The sequence below is a fragment of the Rhizobium sp. BK456 genome, assembly GCF_014194045.1.
Lineage (GTDB): Bacteria > Pseudomonadota > Alphaproteobacteria > Rhizobiales > Rhizobiaceae > Rhizobium > Rhizobium redzepovicii.
The window spans coordinates 103286-120538 of record NZ_JACIAO010000011.1; the positions used below are offsets into that span (position 1 = coordinate 103286).

At 61.8% G+C, this 17253-nt stretch carries 11 protein-coding genes; 5 read left to right on the forward strand and 6 right to left on the reverse strand.

Going from position 1 to position 17253, the window contains the following annotated elements; all coding sequences use genetic code 11:
- Window positions 1–45: 45 nt before the first annotated feature.
- A complete protein-coding gene (locus FHX03_RS26755) occupies window positions 46–2250 on the forward strand; it encodes an RNA degradosome polyphosphate kinase (RefSeq protein WP_049733964.1) in 2205 nt (734 codons plus the stop codon).
- A 12-nt stretch (window positions 2251–2262) separates the two neighbouring features.
- Window positions 2263–3783 carry an exopolyphosphatase gene (ppx, locus tag FHX03_RS26760; protein ID WP_097627049.1) on the forward strand — a complete coding sequence of 507 codons (1521 nt, stop codon included), beginning with the start codon at window positions 2263–2265 and terminating at the stop codon, window positions 3781–3783.
- A gap of 289 nt (window positions 3784–4072) precedes the next feature.
- Here ppx and FHX03_RS26765 read toward each other — a convergent pair whose 3' ends face one another.
- From FHX03_RS26765 to FHX03_RS26780, 4 genes are all read right to left on the reverse strand, one after another.
- Entirely contained in the window at window positions 4073–5431 is a 1359-nt protein-coding gene (locus FHX03_RS26765) for an esterase-like activity of phytase family protein (RefSeq protein ID WP_183856286.1), read from the reverse strand.
- A 106-nt stretch (window positions 5432–5537) separates the two neighbouring features.
- Window positions 5538–6599 (reverse strand): adenylate/guanylate cyclase domain-containing protein, encoded by a 1062-nt coding sequence (locus tag FHX03_RS26770; protein WP_097627053.1) that lies wholly within the window; start codon window positions 6597–6599, stop codon window positions 5538–5540.
- A 121-nt stretch (window positions 6600–6720) separates the two neighbouring features.
- The gene (gene rnd / locus FHX03_RS26775) at window positions 6721–7866 is read right to left on the reverse strand and encodes a ribonuclease D (RefSeq protein WP_183856288.1); all 1146 of its coding nucleotides are present in this window, start codon (window positions 7864–7866) and stop codon (window positions 6721–6723) included.
- Window positions 7867–7995: 129 nt separating this feature from the next.
- Entirely contained in the window at window positions 7996–9387 is a 1392-nt protein-coding gene (locus tag FHX03_RS26780) for a multicopper oxidase family protein (protein ID WP_183856290.1), read from the reverse strand.
- Between the two features lie 255 nt (window positions 9388–9642).
- Here FHX03_RS26780 and aspS point away from each other — a divergent pair, with 255 nt between their 5' ends.
- Window positions 9643–11433 (forward strand): aspartate--tRNA ligase, encoded by a 1791-nt coding sequence (gene aspS, locus FHX03_RS26785; RefSeq protein WP_097627059.1) that lies wholly within the window; start codon window positions 9643–9645, stop codon window positions 11431–11433.
- 68 nt (window positions 11434–11501) lie between these two features.
- On the opposite strand, the gene FHX03_RS26790 is transcribed toward aspS, so the two are convergent.
- Entirely contained in the window at window positions 11502–12671 is a 1170-nt protein-coding gene (locus tag FHX03_RS26790) for a serine hydrolase domain-containing protein (protein WP_183856292.1), read from the reverse strand.
- A gap of 93 nt (window positions 12672–12764) precedes the next feature.
- On the opposite strand from FHX03_RS26790, the gene FHX03_RS26795 reads away from it, so the two are divergent.
- Complete coding sequence (locus tag FHX03_RS26795) at window positions 12765–13379, forward strand: TetR/AcrR family transcriptional regulator (protein ID WP_409565164.1); 615 nt, start codon at window positions 12765–12767, stop codon at window positions 13377–13379.
- 87 nt (window positions 13380–13466) lie between these two features.
- Here FHX03_RS26795 and FHX03_RS26800 read toward each other — a convergent pair whose 3' ends face one another.
- Window positions 13467–14654: a hypothetical protein gene (locus FHX03_RS26800; RefSeq protein WP_183856296.1), complete on the reverse strand. Its 1188-nt coding sequence runs from the start codon at window positions 14652–14654 to the stop codon at window positions 13467–13469.
- Window positions 14655–14888: 234 nt separating this feature from the next.
- On the opposite strand from FHX03_RS26800, the gene parC reads away from it, so the two are divergent.
- On the forward strand, window positions 14889–17144 hold the full coding sequence (gene parC / locus FHX03_RS26805; RefSeq protein ID WP_097627068.1) for a DNA topoisomerase IV subunit A: 2256 nt from the start codon (window positions 14889–14891) through the stop codon (window positions 17142–17144).
- The last annotated feature ends 109 nt before the right edge of the window (window positions 17145–17253 follow it).

The window sequence follows — 17253 nt, forward strand, 5'->3', positions numbered from 1 at the left end:
TGAAACTGATATAATTGCCTTCGGCGATTGAGAACGGGGTAGACCATGGATAGCGCAGTCGCAGAGCATCAGGAACTCACTCCGGAAACCAACGACAACACGCCCCCGCTGGAAGAGCTGCTCAAGAGCCCCGAGCGCTTCATCAACCGAGAATTCTCCTGGCTGCAATTCAACCGCCGTGTCCTGGAAGAAACCTTGAATACCGAGCATCCGCTGCTCGAGCGGGTCCGCTTCCTGTCGATCTCGGCTGCCAACCTCGATGAATTCTTCATGGTGCGTGTCGCCGGCCTCGAGGGCCAGGTACGCCAGAACATCGTCATCCGCAGTCCGGACGGCAAGACGCCGGCCGAGCAGCTCGATTCGATCCTGCAGGAGATCGACCATCTGCAGATGGAGCAGCAGGCCTCGCTCGCCGTGCTGCAGCAATATCTCGCCAAGGAAGACATACTGATCGTCCGCCCCGGCGCCTTGAGCGATGCCGACCGCCAGTGGCTTGCCACCGAATTCGAACAGGCGATCTTTCCGGTTCTGACGCCGCTGTCGATCGATCCAGCCCATCCGTTCCCTTTCATTCCGAATCTCGGCTTCTCGATCGGCCTGCAGCTCGTCAGCAAGAACGGCCGCGAGCCGATGACGGCCTTGCTACGCCTGCCGCCGGCGCTCGACCGCTTCGTCCGTCTGCCGGATGATGGAAACACCATCCGCTACATCACGCTTGAGGATGTCGCCAACATCTTCATCCATCGGCTCTACCCGGGTTACGAAGTGCAGGGCTCCGGTACGTTCCGCGTCATCCGCGACAGCGATATCGAAGTCGAGGAAGAGGCGGAGGATCTTGTCCGCTTCTTCGAAACGGCGCTGAAGCGCCGCCGCCGCGGCAAGGTCATCCGCATCGAGACCGACTCGGAAATGCCGGCTTCGCTGCGCCAGTTCGTCGTCCAGGCGCTGAACATCCCAGATAATCGCGTCGCCGTTCTGCCGGGCCTTCTGGCGCTGAACACTCTGTCCGAGATCACCAAAGCGCCCCGCGAGGATCTCAGGTTTCCGTCCTACAATGCGCGATTTCCCGAGCGCGTCCGCGAACATGCCGGCGACTGCTTCGCAGCCATCCGCGAAAAGGACATGGTCGTCCATCACCCCTATGAATCTTTCGACGTGGTGGTCCAGTTCCTTCTCCAGGCTGCGCGCGATCCTGACGTCCTGGCGATAAAGCAGACGCTTTACCGCACCTCCAACGACAGCCCGATCGTGCGTGCGCTGGTCGATGCCGCCGAAGCCGGCAAGTCGGTGACGGCGCTGGTCGAGCTCAAGGCCCGCTTCGACGAGGAGGCGAACATCCGCTGGGCGCGCGATCTCGAGCGCGCCGGCGTGCAGGTCGTCTTCGGCTTCATCGAGCTCAAGACCCACGCCAAGATGTCGATGGTCGTCCGCCGCGAGGAAGGCAAGCTCCGGACCTATTGCCACTTGGGAACCGGCAACTACCACCCGATCACCGCGAAGATCTATACCGACCTGTCCTATTTCACCTGCAATCCGGTCATCGCCCACGACATGGCGAACATCTTCAATTTCATCACCGGCTACGGTGAGCCGGAACAGGGCATGCAGCTTGCCATCTCGCCCTATACGATGCGCCCGCGCATCCTGCGCCACATCGAGGAAGAGATCCAGCATGCCAGGAATGGCGCCCCGGCCGCGATCTGGATGAAGATGAATTCGCTTGTCGATCCCGACATCATCGACGCGCTCTATCGCGCCAGCCATGCCGGCGTCGAGATCGATCTTGTCGTGCGCGGCATCTGCTGCCTGCGTCCGCAGGTGCCCGGTCTTTCGGAGAAGATCCGCGTCAAATCGATCATCGGCCGCTTCCTCGAACACAGCCGCATATTTTGCTTCGGCAACGGCCACGGCCTGCCGTCCGACAAGGCGCTGGTTTATATCGGTTCGGCCGACATGATGCCGAGAAATCTCGACCGACGCGTCGAAACCATGGTTCCGCTGACGAATCCGACCGTTCACGAGCAGGTTTTGTCCCAGATTATGCTCGGCAACGTGATTGACAATCAACAAAGCTACGAGATATTGCCCGACGGTACGTCGCGGCGCATGGAAGTGCGCAGAGGCGAGGAACCGTTCAATGCGCAGCAGTACTTCATGACCAATCCGAGCCTGTCAGGCCGTGGTGAAGCTCTGAAGTCCAGCGCGCCGAAACTGATCGCCGGCCTGCTCGAAGGCCGCAACAACAAGTAAAACTGGACCTAAATGGTTGAATCTGAAGCCCAGGGGCGCCTTCCGGGGATCGCCCCGGTCTCCGTTGTCGACATTGGATCGAATTCCATTCGTCTCGTCGTCTACGAAGGCATGTCCCGCTCGCCGACCATTCTTTTCAACGAAAAGGTCCTCTGCGGCCTCGGCAAAGGTATAGCCGTCACCGGCAAGATGGATGAAGACAGCGTCATCAGGGCCCTGGCGGCGCTGCACCGTTTCAAGGCCCTGTCCGATCAGGCGCGCGCCGCCACCATGTATGTGCTGGCGACGGCCGCCGCCCGCGAGGCGAGCAATGGGCCCGATTTCATCCACCAGGCGGAAACCATCCTCGGCCGCAAGGTCCGTGTGCTCTCCGGTGAGGAGGAGGCGAAATTCGCCTCGCTCGGCATCATCAGCGGCTTCTTCAATCCTGATGGCATCGCCGGCGACCTCGGCGGCGGCTCGCTTGAGCTGATCGATATCAAGGGCAAGGAGTTTGGCAAGGGCATCACGCTGCCGCTCGGCGGCCTGCGCCTGTCGGAATATGCCGGCGGCTCCCTCTCCAAGGCACGCACCTTTGCCCGCAAGCAGGTGAAGACGGCAAAGCTCTTGTCGAAAGGCGAGGGGCGCACCTTCTACGCCGTCGGCGGCACCTGGCGAAACATCGCCAAGCTGCACATGGAAATCACAAACTATCCGCTGCACATGATGCAGGGCTACGAGGTATCGCTTGAAGCGATAATGCTGTTCCTCGAACAGGTGGTAAGTGCGCGTGATTCGAGGGAGCCTGCGTTTCAGGCCGTTTCCAAGCACCGCCGTTCGCTGCTGCCCTTCGGCGCCGTCGCCATGACGGAAGTGCTGAGCGCGATGAAACCATCGGTCATTTCCTTCTCGGCGCAGGGCGTGCGCGAGGGATATCTCTATTCGCTGCTGTCGGAGGCCGAGCGCCGCCTGGATCCGCTGCTGGCCGCTGCCGGCGAGCTGGCGATCCTGCGTGCCCGTTCGCCCGAGCATGCCCGCGAGCTGGCGGAATGGACGGGCCGCATGATGCCTTTGTTCGGCGTCCAGGAAACCGAAGAGGAAAGCCGCTATCGTCAGGCCGCCTGTCTGCTTGCCGATATCAGCTGGCGCGCCCACCCCGACTATCGCGGCCTGCAGGCGCTGAACGTCATCGCCCACTCCTCCTTCGTCGGCATCAGCCATCCCGGCCGCGCCTTCATCGCGCTGACCAATTACTACCGTTTCGAAGGCCTGCACGATGACGGCGCCACCGGCCCGCTGGCGCAGATCGCCACCCCCCAGTTCATCGAACGCGCCAAGCTGCTCGGCGGTATGCTGCGCGTCGTCTATCTGTTCTCGGCCTCGATGCCCGGCATCGTCAAAAGCCTGAGCTTCCGCAAATCGTCGAACCCGGACCTTGACCTCGAATTCGTCGTGCCCCCCGAATACCGCGATTTCGCCGGCGAACGCCTGGACGGGCGATTGCAGCAGCTATCGAGGTTGACGAACAAGAGGCTGGCGTTCCGGTTCGAGTAGGGTGGTGCAATGGTCGTCGTGCCGTGCCAGTCCCCTCTGGCCTGCCGGCCATCTCCCCCACAGGTGGGGAGATCGCTGGGCGCACCGGTTTCCCAAAACAATTGGCGTGGCAGCGCGACGAAACGGTAGATGGGCAGGTGGCGTGAGCCACTTGTGATCTCCCCACCTGTGGGGGAGATGGCCGGCAGGGCAGAGGGGCCTGGCATGGATGCCGTACGATGTAGCCACCAAACCAAACGAAAAAGGCGGCGCTCACGCACCGCCCCTTCCATCTCACATCAACCCAAACTTATTTCGCGTTCAAAAACTCGCCAACCTCAAGCAGGCTGAACTCGTTATTGTCAGCCTTGTCGACGGTGCGGCCGGCCGAGAAGGGCAGGTTATTGTCGTTGCCGATGATGATGTGGGTGGCGTCGACACGGTCGACGTTTTCGATCGTCACGAACGGCATGTCGTAAACGCCGTCCTTGGCTCCGGCCTTCTTCTTGTTGTCGGGATCCTGGATATTCAACAGGTCGATATAACCGATCTTGCGGACGGCCTTGCCGGCATTGGCGTCGTTGAACTCGATCTTGTAGACGCGCTTCAGTTCGGCCGGGGCCTCGAAGCAATCCGGCTTCGGCTGCTTCGGATCGGCGCAGGCCTTGTCCTTGGTGCCGGCGCCGCTGTCGCGCTCGATGACGAGAGCGGTGGTGTCGTCGAGCATGTTGAAGTCGCCGATCGAGACACCCTTGTCCTCGAACGGATAGAGCCAGCTGCGGCCGGTCCACTTCTTGGCGGCGACGTCGAACTCGATGATGCGGACGGCGGTGTGGCCGTCGGCCGATTCCATCTGGCCGTCATCCTTATAGATGGCGCCTTCGAGCAGGCCGTAGAGCTTGGTGCCGTCCTTCGACATGGCGAGGCCTTCGAAGCCGCCGGAGCGCTTCAGGTTGAAGACGGGCATCTTGGCAGCCGGGTTGCCCGGGAGCTGCATCAGCGGATTGTCGGGCGAAAGCACCGGCTTGCTGTCGAGCGTCGTCGGGATGACGTCGGTGAGGCGGCCTGCGGTGTCGACCTTCAGGATGTAGGGGCCAAATTCGTCGCCGAGCCAAAAACCGTCGGCAACCGGCTGGATCGATTCGATGTCGAAATCGGCGCCGGTGAGGTAACGCGTATCGGTGCCTTCCAGCACGACCGGGAAGGGGGCGATCTTGTTCGGATCGGAGAGGAAGAGGTTCTTGACGACTTCGGCCTTGTTGGCTGCCCAGTCGAACTTCATCTGGTGCAGGAAGAGCATGGCGTCGGAGGAATTGGCCTTCGAGCCGAAGCCGTTGTCCGTCAGCGTCCAGAAGGTGCCGTCGGCCATCGTCTTGATGCCGGAGAAACCCTGGATCGCCTGACCGTCGAAGGGGAGCCTCAGGTCGGTGACGCGGGCGCCGTCCTTGCCGGGAACGGTGCCGAGCGCTTCGGTGCGCTTGCGGTCCGCCGTCGTGAACTTGCCGGAATGCTTGAGGAATTCAGGGGCATCGGCCGGAGCCGCAACGATGGTGTTCGCAGGCAGGATCGCCTGGCCGGCGAGCTTGGCCGGAAACTGCTGCTGGTCGGCCGAAGCGGAGCCGGTCATCAGGATGAAAAGCGATACGGAAGCAAAAAGGACGTTCTTCATAATATCCCCATGGAACGGATGCGAATGGCATCCGCTTTGCAGGGCTTCCGTGTCAGCGAATTGACGGTTGGGTGAAGCTTTGGTGACGCGGGTTAAAAGCGTTTGCTCAGCCGTGCAGAATGACGGCAGGTGTGTTCAGCACGGTGACGGCGCGCGAGGAAAGCGCCATGACGCCGAGCGCCTGGCCGCGCCCCTTGACGGCATGGGTGCCGAGATCCTCGCAGGAAATATCGTCGGGAAATTTCATGCGCCGCGCAAGTTCGGCCGAAATCAGCACTGGCCGGTTCAGGCTGCGGCAGAGCGTTTCCAGGCGGGCGGTGGTGTTCACCGTGTCGCCGAAATAGCTGATCTTGTGATGATCGACGCCAATTTCGGCGGTGATGATCTCGCCGCCGTGAAGGGCGGCGCGCAGCTTCGGCACCTGTCCGTAGCTTCTCCGCCAGCCGGCGGCGTTGGCTTCGATATCGGCGAGAATGTCGAAGATGCAGCGCACGCAGCGCGCGCCCTTGATGCCGCGGGCAAGCGGCCAGGTGATGATTGCCGCATCGCCGACATAGTCGTTGATCATGCCCTTATGGCGCCTGACTGGCTCGGCGAAGGTGGCAAACAGCGAGCTCAGCAATTGCTGGGCGCGGAGGTCGCCGTGCTTTTCGGCAAAAGCCGTCGAGTCGACCAGATCGATGAACAGGAAGACACGCTCTTCCCTGACCGGATTGCGGTAGCGGCTGACGAGCATGCTGACGAATACCTCGCGGCCGAGCAGTTCCCGCACGCGCAGGATGAAGATCAGCGCCGAGCAGACGGCAAGCGCATAGAGGAAGACCTCGTAGGGCATGATGACGAGATCGAGGAACGACGTTGGCTTCACCATGCCGAGCGATGAGAGCAGCAGAGCGGCACAGGCAAAGCCGATGCTCATCAGGATTTCGTAGATCACCAGCTCGCTGATGATGAAAGCGAAGGTCGGCAGCTTCTGAATACGTCTGTACAGCGTGCGGAACAGCGCCTTGCGCTCGAAGGCGATGATCGGCATGCCGATGAACAGCGCGAAGATCGCGCCGACAACGGGCGTCTGGTTGGAGTAGAACATTAGATCATAGACGACGCCGCTGGCAGCCAGAACCATCGTGATCAGGATCCAGTTCTGCGTCGGAGATATTTCCCGCATGCCGCCTCTTCGCCGTGATTTGCCGTCAGCCATTGTTTCAGCTGCGAAAAAAGCGTCAAGCGAATTCGAATATCGTCTTACAACGCCCCGCGGACGCGCAAAGGCGCCGAGGCACTTGAACCTAGAGGCTGACCGTTTCGACCTTGCGGCCGACGAAGCGCAGAGCGATCTGACCCTGGATCAGCTGCAGCGCCGGCTCGCCGAAAAGATCGCGCCGCCAGCCGTTGAGGGCCGCGACTTCGGCCTTCTCGCCCTCGGCGGCGATCCTGTCGAGATCTTCGCTGTTGGCGATCACCTTCGGCGCCACGCCGTGCTTTTCCGAAATCAGCTTCAAGAGTACCTTTAGCAATTCGACGGCAGCAGCGGCCCCTTCGGGCGCCTGCGCCTGGCGCGGCACATGTGGCATATCGGCTTTCGGAAGAGCGAGTGCTGCGTTGACGGCCTCGATGACGGCGGCGCCGGAAGTCGAGCGCTCCCAGCCTTTGGGAATGGTGCGCAACCGGCCGAGCGCTTCGGTATCCTTGGGCTGCTGCTGGGCGATCTCGTAGATCGCATCATCCTTCAGCACCCGCGAACGCGGCACGTTGCGCGAACGCGCCTCGCGTTCGCGCCAGGCGGCGACAAATTTCAGGATCGCCAGCTCCTGCGGCTTGCGCAGGCGCATCTTCAGCCGCTGCCAGGCATCGTCAGGATGCAGATCGTAGGTTTCGCGCGCCTCGAGAATGTCCATTTCCTCAGAGAGCCAGGAGGTGCGGCCTTCGCGATCGAGTTCCGCCTTCAGCGACAGATAGACGTCGCGCAGGTGGGTGACGTCGGCCAGCGCATATTCCAGCTGCTTGTCGGAGAGCGGCCGGCGGCTCCAGTCGGTGAAGCGCGACGACTTGTCGATATGGATGTTCTTGATGCGGCTGACCAGCTGATCATAGGAGACGCTGTCGCCGAAACCGCAGACCATCGCGGCGACCTGCGTGTCGAAGATCGGATGCGGAATGAGTTTGCCGCGATTGAAGATGATTTCGATGTCCTGGCGGGCCGCGTGAAAAACCTTCAGCACCTTCGTATCGGCCATCAGCTCGAAGAAGGGGGCAAGATCGATGCCCTTGGCCAGCGGATCGACGAGCACTTCGGTCGTCGGGCTTGCCATCTGGATCAGGCAAAGCTCCGGCCAGAAGGTCGTCTCGCGCAGGAATTCGGTGTCAATGGTGATGAAGTCGGACTTGGCCAGCTCTTTGCAGGCGGCCGCCAAATCGGCGGTGGTTTCGATCATATCATTTCATTCGCAAGGAAAAGGTCGGTTGAACCTTCCTTCTCCTTTCGCTTCGATATGTCAATACAACAGCATAAGCTTCGCGCATTGCTGGCTAAGAATTACGTCCAAACTGCGGCACAGACTGCCTCAACTCACTCTGAGGTAGCTGGTCATTCCGGTCTTCTGGTGCTCGATGATATGGCAATGCAGCAGCCAGTCGCCGGGATTGTCGGCGACGAAGGCGAGCTGCACCTTCTCGTCCGGCTGGATGAGATAGGTATCGGAGACGAGCGGCATCACCTCCCGCGTCGAAGAGAAGATCACCGTGAAGCTCATCCCGTGCAGATGGATCGGATGCGCATGCGGCGTGACATTTTCCAGATTGAAGACATAGCTCCGGCCGAGCTTCAATTCCGCCAGCGGCGCCGTCGGATCCGGCGTGTCGCCCGGCCACGGCACCTTGTTGATCGCCCAGAAACTATAGCCGAGCGTGCCGCAAATGCTCTCAGTGGCGGTATTCTCGGCGGTGGCGCTCAGCACCAAGGGGATCTGCTCGGCAGTGGAAAGATCGGCCTTCGCCACCGGATTTTCGGCAAGCGGCCCGAGATCACCGACCTCACGCTTCAGCGACGGCCCGGTGGCACGCAGGCTGGCGATCGTCTTCGGTGTCGTGCCGCGGATATCCTCGAGCGTCGCGACAGCGCCTTCTCTATCCGGCATGCGCACGGCAAGATCGAGCCGCTGGCCCGGACCGATCTGCAGCAGGTCGAGGGGAAAACGCTTCGGCACCGGATTGCCGTCGATGGCGATGACGGTCGTATCGGCGCCTTCAACCTTCAGCGAGAAGATCCGCGTCACGTCGGTGACCGCGATGCGCAGCCGCACCAGCCCGCCGGCCGGCGCGTCATATTGCGGCTCCCGATGCCAGTTGGCGGTGCGCACCGTGCCGTAGGTGCCCGACTTCGCGGCGTCACGCGGCCGGAAAGGGGCGATGAACTGTCCGTCGCCGCCGAGCCGCCAGTCGCGCAGGTTCAGGACAACCTCTGCATCGAATTCAGGGTCGGCCGGATCTTCGACGACGAGGACCCCGGTCATGCCGTGCCCCATCTGCGTCAGCGTATTGCAATGCGGATGATACCAGAAGGTGCCGGCATCCGGCGGCGTGAAGGCATAGTCGAAGCTGTCGCCGGTATAGACATAGGGCTGCGTCATGAAGGGCACGCCGTCCATGCGGTTATCGATGCGAAGCCCATGCCAGTGGATCGTCGTCGGCTCGTCGAGCCCGTTTTTCAGCCGCGCCGCATAGGGGCGTCCCTTCGTCATCCTGAGAACCGGCGGCATGCCGTCATGGCCCCAGCTCATGATCTCCCGGGTCGGTCCGATCTCGGTCAGCATCGCCTCGGTCTTGACAGCCGTCAGCAACTGCGGCTCGGGAGCCGCCTCGGCAGGCCCGAATTTGCCGGCAATGCCGAGGCCGACGCCATAGGCGCCCGCCACGGCGGATGCCTTGAGAAGATTGCGACGGGTCAGGAGGGGCATGCGGGCGCTCCACAGTGAGAATGCCGATCCTTTTAAAGTTGACCAGCTTCTTCATCAATACGGGAAGCGCGGCCAAACTGCCGCAGCATACGGGCCGCTGCGTTGCCACAAACGCGTGCCAAACGCGTGGGCGGCACGCGCCAAGCCTTGACAAATCGGAGCGTCCATGCGCTTTTCCGCCCGATTTTCTTGTCGGCGCTTGAGGGTCTTTGAACCCTTGCTGCCGTCTTAAGCCACATTCCAGGATTTGAGATCATGCATCGCTATCGCAGCCACACATGCGCCGCCCTCCGCAAGACGGATGTCGGCTCGACCGTCCGTATCTCCGGCTGGGTCCATCGCGTCCGCGACCATGGCGGCGTTCTCTTCATCGACCTTCGCGACCATTATGGCATCACCCAGGTCGTCGCCGATCCGGACAGCCCGGCCTTCAAGATGGCCGAGACCGTGCGCGGCGAATGGGTCATCCGCATCGACGGCCTCGTCAAGGCCCGCACCGAAGATACCGTCAACAAGGCGATGGCGACCGGCGAAATCGAGCTCTACGCCCAGGAGATCGAAGTGCTCTCCGCTGCCAAGGAATTGCCGCTTCCGGTGTTCGGCGAGCCGGACTATCCGGAAGACGTCCGCCTCAAATACCGCTTCCTCGATCTCCGCCGCGAAACGCTGCATAAGAACATTGTCAAGCGCACCCAGGTGATCTCGGCCATGCGCCGCGAAATGGGCAATGTCGGCTTCACCGAATATACGACTCCGATCCTGACGGCCTCCTCGCCGGAAGGCGCGCGCGACTTCCTCGTGCCGTCGCGCATCCATCCCGGCACATTCTACGCGCTGCCGCAGGCGCCGCAGCAGTACAAGCAACTGCTGATGGTCGCCGGCTTCGACCGCTACTTCCAGATCGCGCCGTGCTTCCGCGATGAAGACCCGCGCGCCGACCGCCTGCCGGGTGAATTCTACCAGCTCGACCTCGAAATGAGCTTCGTCACCCAGGAGGACGTCTGGAACACGATGGGCCCGCTGATGACAAGCGTGTTCGAGGAGTTCGCCGAAGGCAAGCCGGTCACCAAGGAGTGGCCGCGCATCCCCTATGACGAAGCGATCCGCAAATATGGTTCGGACAAGCCGGACCTGCGCAACCCGATCGTCATGGAAGCGGTGACCGAGCATTTCGCCGGTTCCGGCTTCAAGGTCTTCGCCGGTATGATCGCCTCGAACCCAAAGGTCCAGATCTGGGCGATCCCGGCCAAGACCGGTGGCTCGCGCGCCTTCTGCGATCGCATGAATGCCTGGGCACAGAGCCAGGGCCAGCCGGGCCTCGGCTATATTTTCTGGCGCAGTGAAAACGACAAACTCGAAGGTGCCGGCCCGCTTGCCAAGAACATCGGCGAGGAGCGCACCGATGCGATCCGCACCCAGCTTGGTCTCGGCGATGGTGACGCCTGCTTCTTCGTCGCCGGCGAACCGGAAAAGTTCTACAAGTTTGCCGGCGAGGCGCGCACCAAGGCCGGCGAGGAACTGAACCTCGTTGACCGCGACCGCTTCGAACTGTGCTGGATCGTCGATTTCCCCTTCTTCGAATGGAGCGAGGAAGACAAGAAGGTCGACTTCGCCCACAACCCGTTCTCGATGCCGCAGGGCGGCCTGGACGCGTTGCAGAACCAGGATCCGTTGACGATCAAGGCTTTCCAGTATGACGCCGTCTGCAACGGCTTCGAAATCGCCTCGGGCTCGATCCGCAACCAGTCGCCGGAAACCATGGTCGCCGCCTTCGAGAAGGTCGGTCTCAGCCAGCAGGATGTCGAGGATCGCTTCGGCGGCCTATACCGCGCCTTCCAGTACGGCGCGCCGCCGCACGGTGGTGCCGCTTTCGGTATCGACCGCATCGTCATGCTGCTCGTCGGCGCCAAAAACCTGCGCGAAATCTCGCTGTTCCCGATGAACCAGCAGGCCCAGGATCTGCTGATGGGCGCCCCGAGCCCGGCAACCCCGACGCAGCTGCGCGAGCTTTCGATCCGGCCGATCCCGCCGGTCAAGAAGGACTGAGGATCGTCCGATCCCGAATGTGAAAGGCCCGGCGACCGTTCAGGTGTCGTCGGGCTTTTTGCTGTCGCTCACAAGGCCGCGTAGATCGCCTCGCGCAGATCGACCGTGAACTTGCCCCACATGCCCTCCAGCGTCGTGTTCGTCAGCGCAACGACGGTCACTCCGTTGACCGGATCGATGAACCAGCTGTGGCCGTAGACGCCGCCCCATTTCACCGTGCCTCTGGGGAAGGGGACGCCTGCCTCGGCCGGATCGGTGATGACGGACCAGCCGAAGCCGAAGCCCGAGCCGGGTTCATACCACTGGCGGTGCCCGCCGGACTGGTCGGTCATCATCATCGCAACGGTGCCGCTCGAGAGCAGCGGTGCACCGCCCCTGCGGATGGTTTCAAGTACGGCCAGAACGTCATCAGCCGTTCCCGCCATGCCGGCGCCGCCCGAATGATAGGAGGCGGGATCGAAGATGCGGTCTGGGGCGAAGCGGATCGGACCCATCAGCGACATCACCAGCGCATTTTCGCCCATCAGCGCCGGTTCGGGTGAAGCGTTCATATAGGCGGCGGCGAGCCGGCTGCGGTCACGAACCGAAAACGCCGTGTCGGCAAGCCCGAGTGGTCTTGTCACCAGTTCGGCGACGGCCTCAGCCAACGGCACGCCGGTTTCCGCCTCGATGACGCCGCCGATAACATCCATGGCAAGGGAATATTGCCAGTCGCTGCCCGGTGCGAAACGCAAGGGCACACTGGCGATCCGCCTGAGGTTCTCAGTGAGCGCCAGTCCCGGCTGGTCGAGCCCGTCGGAAATGCCGGCGCGGATATAGGGACCGTCGTCCTCTTCTGAGAAGCTGTAGCCGAGCCCTGATGTATGGGTCAGCAGGTGGCGGATACGAATGGTCGCCTCGCTGCCGTCGGGCAGCTTTGGTCGGAATTCCGGCAGCCATCTGGTCGCCGCGTCGTCAAGGTCGATTCTCGCCTGCTCGACGAGCCGCATCGCGGCGATGGTGACGATGGGCTTGGTGATAGAGGCAAGCCTGAAGATCGTATTCTCGCGCATTGCCAGGCCGTTTTCGCGGTCGGCGAGGCCTGCTGCTCGGCGGTGAATGATTTCTCCGTCGCGGGCGACGAGCACGACCGCTCCGACCAGGCGCCTGTCGTCAAGCGCATCTGCAATTGCCGCGTCGACGCCCGCGGAAAGCAAGGAATTCTTGTTGGCACGTGTCGTTTCGAGGGGAAGACTCATCAGATCAAACCTTCTATAATCACAATGACCATTCCTGAATTAGATGGATCAGGCGGAATATCTAGAGCGATCGTTATGAAAAATAGTCCAGAGATGAAAAATCCTTCCGCGCGCCGCCGCGGCCGCCCGCCCGCCTTCGATCGCGAGACGGTTCTCGCGGCCGCCCGCGAGACCTTCTGGGCGCATGGATACGAAGGCGCCTCGATCGCCGATCTCACGACCGCCATGGGCATTACGACGCAAAGCCTCTATGCCGCCTTTCGCTCGAAGGCCGATCTCTACCGCGCGGCGTTAGAGCAATATAGAGCGCTGGGCGCCGGTACCTTTTCCGCGCTCGGCGAGCCGATCGACACCGTCTCTGCCTTCGAACGGATATTGCAGGGGTCGGCGGCGATATTTTCGGCTCCGGAACATCCGAAAGGCTGCATGATTTCGACGGCTGCGTTGAATTGCGCCAGCGAGAACGACATGATCGCCGACCATGTCGCGGCGCTGCGCCGTCGGTCGCTGGATACTTTTGCGGCAAGGATCGAGCGTGGTATCCGCGAGGGCGATATAAGCGCGGAGACGAATCCGCGTGCGTTGGCGCGATTCCTCGGCGCTATCGTGCAGGGCATGTCCGTGCAGGCAAGGGATGGCACATCGCTCGAGGAGTTGCTCGATATCGCAAGCCTCGCCATCTCAGAACTCGCCCGACACCGCGTTTGAATCGAAAAGGCCCGGCAATCCGTGACTGACACCAACTATTGGGGTCAGTCACACATTGCCGGGCCTTTCATCGCAAGAGTAAAGCGATCAGTCGTTGGCCGAGACCTTGACGCCGAGCACCTGCGGCAGCGTGTTCGGAGCGCCCATGGCAGCGCCGACGATCGTCGGGAAGGGCACCGGCTTTGCAGGAGCGGCCTTGACGGTCAGGCTCTTCGGGTCGTCGAGGAAGGTGTTGACCGCAGCCGAAACGGCGTTCTGCAGTTCCGGGATGTTGAGCTGCGCCAGCATGATCGGCGTCATCGCCTTCAGCGAATCCGCCATCTGCTTGCCCGACATGTTCTGCTGCGAGCCAGCGTAATCAAGCGCACGCTTGGTGATCGAGGCATCGTCGAAACGCACCTGCGCCGCTTCGAAGGAAAGCTGCTGCATCAGGCCGAGCATGGCGAGGCCGAGCGCCTGCTGCGACTGCTCCTTGTTCGGGTTGGTTTCGGATTCCTTCATCGCATCCTGCATCGATTTCATGAAGGCCATCGTGTAGCCCGAAATCTTGAAGCCGAGGTTCAGTTTGCCGACGTTGGTGAAGTCGAAGGCGAATTCCGAAATGTCGACCGTGCCGGGGGCGAGTTCCCAGGCGCCCTTCATGGTGATGTCGCCCTGGACGTGCTGCAGGGCGAGCTTCTCGATCGCATCCTTGCTCTGCGCATCTTCGGTCTTGGTCAGATCGGCCTTCATGCTTTTGAAGGCGCCGTCGAAATCGAAGCCGGATTCGTCTTCGCGCAGCGTCAGGTTCATGTTGCTTTCGAGCAGCGAGAACACTTCCGCACCGTCCTTGACGACCTTCACCGGGCCAATATGCGCGGTCTCATAGAGCATCATGGTGTCGAGCGTGTCGCCGCCCGGCGTTGCCGGCACGGAGATGCCGCCGAGCGTCAGTTCCTGCGCCGTCACGGTGACGCCGTCTTCCGTCTTGTTGATGTCGGGGAAGGCGGCTTCTTCGATATAATAGCCGCCGTCCTCGTCTTCTTCGACGCCGGAAAGGGTAATTTCGCCGATGGGCAGGCTTTCGCCGCCGGTCGGCTTGACGGTGACATTCTTCAACGTGACGGTCGTGCCGTCGATATCGACGCTGTCAGCCGCAATCGTCCCACCCTGGGCGGCATAGGCGGCATTGATCTTCTTCAAGAGATCGGTGCCGTCGAGAGCGAACGCCGAGCCGGCGAGCGAGAAAAAGGCGGCGCCCGACAGCATCAGCCGCGTTGTCCGGTAAAAATTCATGGGGTGATTCCTCTGGTGGCGTGTGGCGGTTGGAAATCTGCAGTTACGCTACTACGGATTGGGCCCGCTTTATATTTGCGGACTTCTAAATTTCCGTTGAAAGGAACGGCAAACGAAGTCCAAATTGCGGCCGAACGTTTGTCTCATCCTTTGATGTCGGTGCCAAGACTTCATCCACAGCTGCAATGGCCTGGATTCCTTGCCCGCCAGCCTCTTCTGGGCTAGTCAGAACCTATGGGACAAGAGATTTTGCCGCCGTCCGGCGGAGACGACGATCACATCCAACCGGTCGACCTCAAGGCGGCGCTCGAGCAGCGCTATCTCGCCTATGCGCTGTCGACCATCATGCATCGTGCTTTGCCTGACGTGCGCGACGGGCTGAAGCCCGTTCATCGCCGCATCGTCTACGCGATGAACGAGATGGGGCTGAGGCCGACGTCGGCCTTCAGGAAATGCGCCAAGATCGTCGGCGAGGTGATGGGTAACTACCATCCGCACGGCGACCAGTCGATCTATGATGCGCTTGCCCGTCTCGCCCAGGACTTCTCGCAACGCTACACGCTGGTCAACGGCCAGGGCAATTTTGGCAATATCGATGGCGACAGCCCCGCCGCCATGCGTTACACCGAATCGAAGATGACGGCGGTCTCCGAACTGCTGCTTGAAGGCATCGATCAGGATGCCGTCGATTTCCGCGACACCTACGACGAATCGAATTCCGAGCCGACCGTCCTTCCCGGCGCCTTCCCGAACCTGCTCGCCAACGGCTCCTCCGGCATCGCCGTCGGCATGGCGACCTCGATCCCGTCGCACAATGCCCACGAGCTTTGCGACGCCGCGCTGCATCTGATCAAGCATCCGGATGCGACCGTCGAAAAGCTCGTCGAATTCATTCCCGGCCCGGATTTCCCCACGGGCGGCATCATCATCGACAGCCGCGACAGCATCATCGAGAGCTATCGCACCGGCCGCGGTGGCTTCCGCGTGCGGGCGAAGTGGCAAACCGAGGATCTCGGCCGCGGCGGCTACCAGATCGTCATCACCGAAATTCCCTTCCAGGTGCAGAAGTCGCGGCTGATCGAGAAGATCGCCGAGCTGCTGATCGCCCGCAAACTGCCGCTCTTGGAGGACATCCGCGATGAATCGGCCGAGGACATCCGTGTCGTCCTGGTGCCGAAGACCCGCAGCGTCGATCCGACGATCTTGATGGAATCGATGTTCAAGCTGACGGAGCTCGAAAGCCGCTTCCCGCTCAACATGAACGTGCTGTCCATGGGCCGCATTCCGCGGGTCATGGCGCTGAACGAAGTGCTGAAGGAGTGGCTGGATCACCGCCGCGAGGTGCTGCAGCGCCGCTCGCGCTTCCGACTGGCCGCGATCGACAGGCGTCTCGAAATCCTCGGCGGCCTTCTGATCGCCTATCTCAACATCGACGAGGTGATCAGGATCATCCGCGAGGAGGATGAGCCGAAGCCTGTGATGATGGCGCGCTGGGATCTCACCGACATTCAGGTCGAGGCGATCCTCAACATGCGGCTGCGCGCCTTGCGCAAGCTGGAAGAGTTCGAGATCCGCAAGGAATTCGACGAACTCACCAAGGAAAAGGGCGAGATCGAAGCGCTGCTTGCCTCCGACGACAAGCAGTGGCAGACGGTCGCCTGGGAAATCGGCGAAGTGAAGAAGAAATTCGCCAAGGCGACCGAGGTCGGCCGCCGCCGCACCCAGTTTGCCGACGCACCCGAGGCCGACGAGGAAGCAATCCAGCAGGCGATGATCGAGAAAGAACCGATCACCGTCGTCATATCCGAAAAGGGCTGGATCCGAGCGCTGAAGGGCCATATCGCCGATACGGCGACGCTGACCTTCAAGGAGGGCGACGGCCTGAAGATAGCCTTCCCGGCGCAGACGACGGACAAGATCCTGATCGTCACGACAGGCGGCAAGGCCTTCACCCTTGGCGGCGACAAGCTGCCGGGCGGTCGCGGCCATGGCGAGCCGCTGCGCATCATGGTCGACATGGACAACGACCAGGCGGTGCTGACGGCTTTCGTCCACGATCCGTCGCGCAAGCAGCTGATCGTCTCGACAGCCGGCAACGGCTTCGTCGTTCCGGAGGCCGAGCTGGTCGCCAATACGCGCAAGGGCAAGCAGATCATGAACGTCGCGCTGCCCGAGGAGACGCAGCTGCTCGTGCCCGTCAGCGGCGACCATGTCGCCGTCGTCGGCGAAAACCGCAAGCTGCTGGTGTTCCCGCTGGCACAGGTGCCGGAAATGTCGCGCGGCAAGGGCGTGCGCCTGCAGCGTTACAAGGATGGCGGCATTTCCGACGTCCGCTGCTTCGCAATATCGGGCGGCCTCGTCTGGGAAGACAGCGCCGGCCGCACCTTCACGAAGAACAAGGACGAGCTTGCGGAATGGCTGGCCGACCGCGCCACCGCCGGCCGCACCGTGCCGAAGGGTTTTCCGCGCAGCGGCAAATTCGCCGGTTAATGCGTGATGCCGAAAAGTGTGAGCGGTTTTCGGGCGACATCATGCTCTAACTTTGTCGCCCGCAAGCGCGCAGCGGTTCCGGGCTAGCGATATAAAAATTCCGTGCTCG

Bases quoted from the DNA above. Each gene is read 5' to 3' on its own strand.
- FHX03_RS26755 (WP_049733964.1), top strand. From the start codon at position 46: ATGGATAGCGCAGTCGCAGAGCATCAGGAACTCACTCCGGAAACCAAC.
- ppx (WP_097627049.1), top strand. From the start codon at position 2,263: ATGGTTGAATCTGAAGCCCAGGGGCGCCTTCCGGGGATCGCCCCGGTC.
- FHX03_RS26765 (WP_183856286.1), bottom strand. From the start codon at position 5,431: ATGAAGAACGTCCTTTTTGCTTCCGTATCGCTTTTCATCCTGATGACC.
- FHX03_RS26770 (WP_097627053.1), bottom strand. From the start codon at position 6,599: ATGCGGGAAATATCTCCGACGCAGAACTGGATCCTGATCACGATGGTT.
- rnd (WP_183856288.1), bottom strand. From the start codon at position 7,866: ATGATCGAAACCACCGCCGATTTGGCGGCCGCCTGCAAAGAGCTGGCC.
- FHX03_RS26780 (WP_183856290.1), bottom strand. From the start codon at position 9,387: ATGCCCCTCCTGACCCGTCGCAATCTTCTCAAGGCATCCGCCGTGGCG.
- aspS (WP_097627059.1), top strand. From the start codon at position 9,643: ATGCATCGCTATCGCAGCCACACATGCGCCGCCCTCCGCAAGACGGAT.
- FHX03_RS26790 (WP_183856292.1), bottom strand. From the start codon at position 12,671: ATGAGTCTTCCCCTCGAAACGACACGTGCCAACAAGAATTCCTTGCTT.
- FHX03_RS26795 (WP_409565164.1), top strand. From the start codon at position 12,765: ATGAAAAATCCTTCCGCGCGCCGCCGCGGCCGCCCGCCCGCCTTCGAT.
- FHX03_RS26800 (WP_183856296.1), bottom strand. From the start codon at position 14,654: ATGAATTTTTACCGGACAACGCGGCTGATGCTGTCGGGCGCCGCCTTT.
- parC (WP_097627068.1), top strand. From the start codon at position 14,889: ATGGGACAAGAGATTTTGCCGCCGTCCGGCGGAGACGACGATCACATC.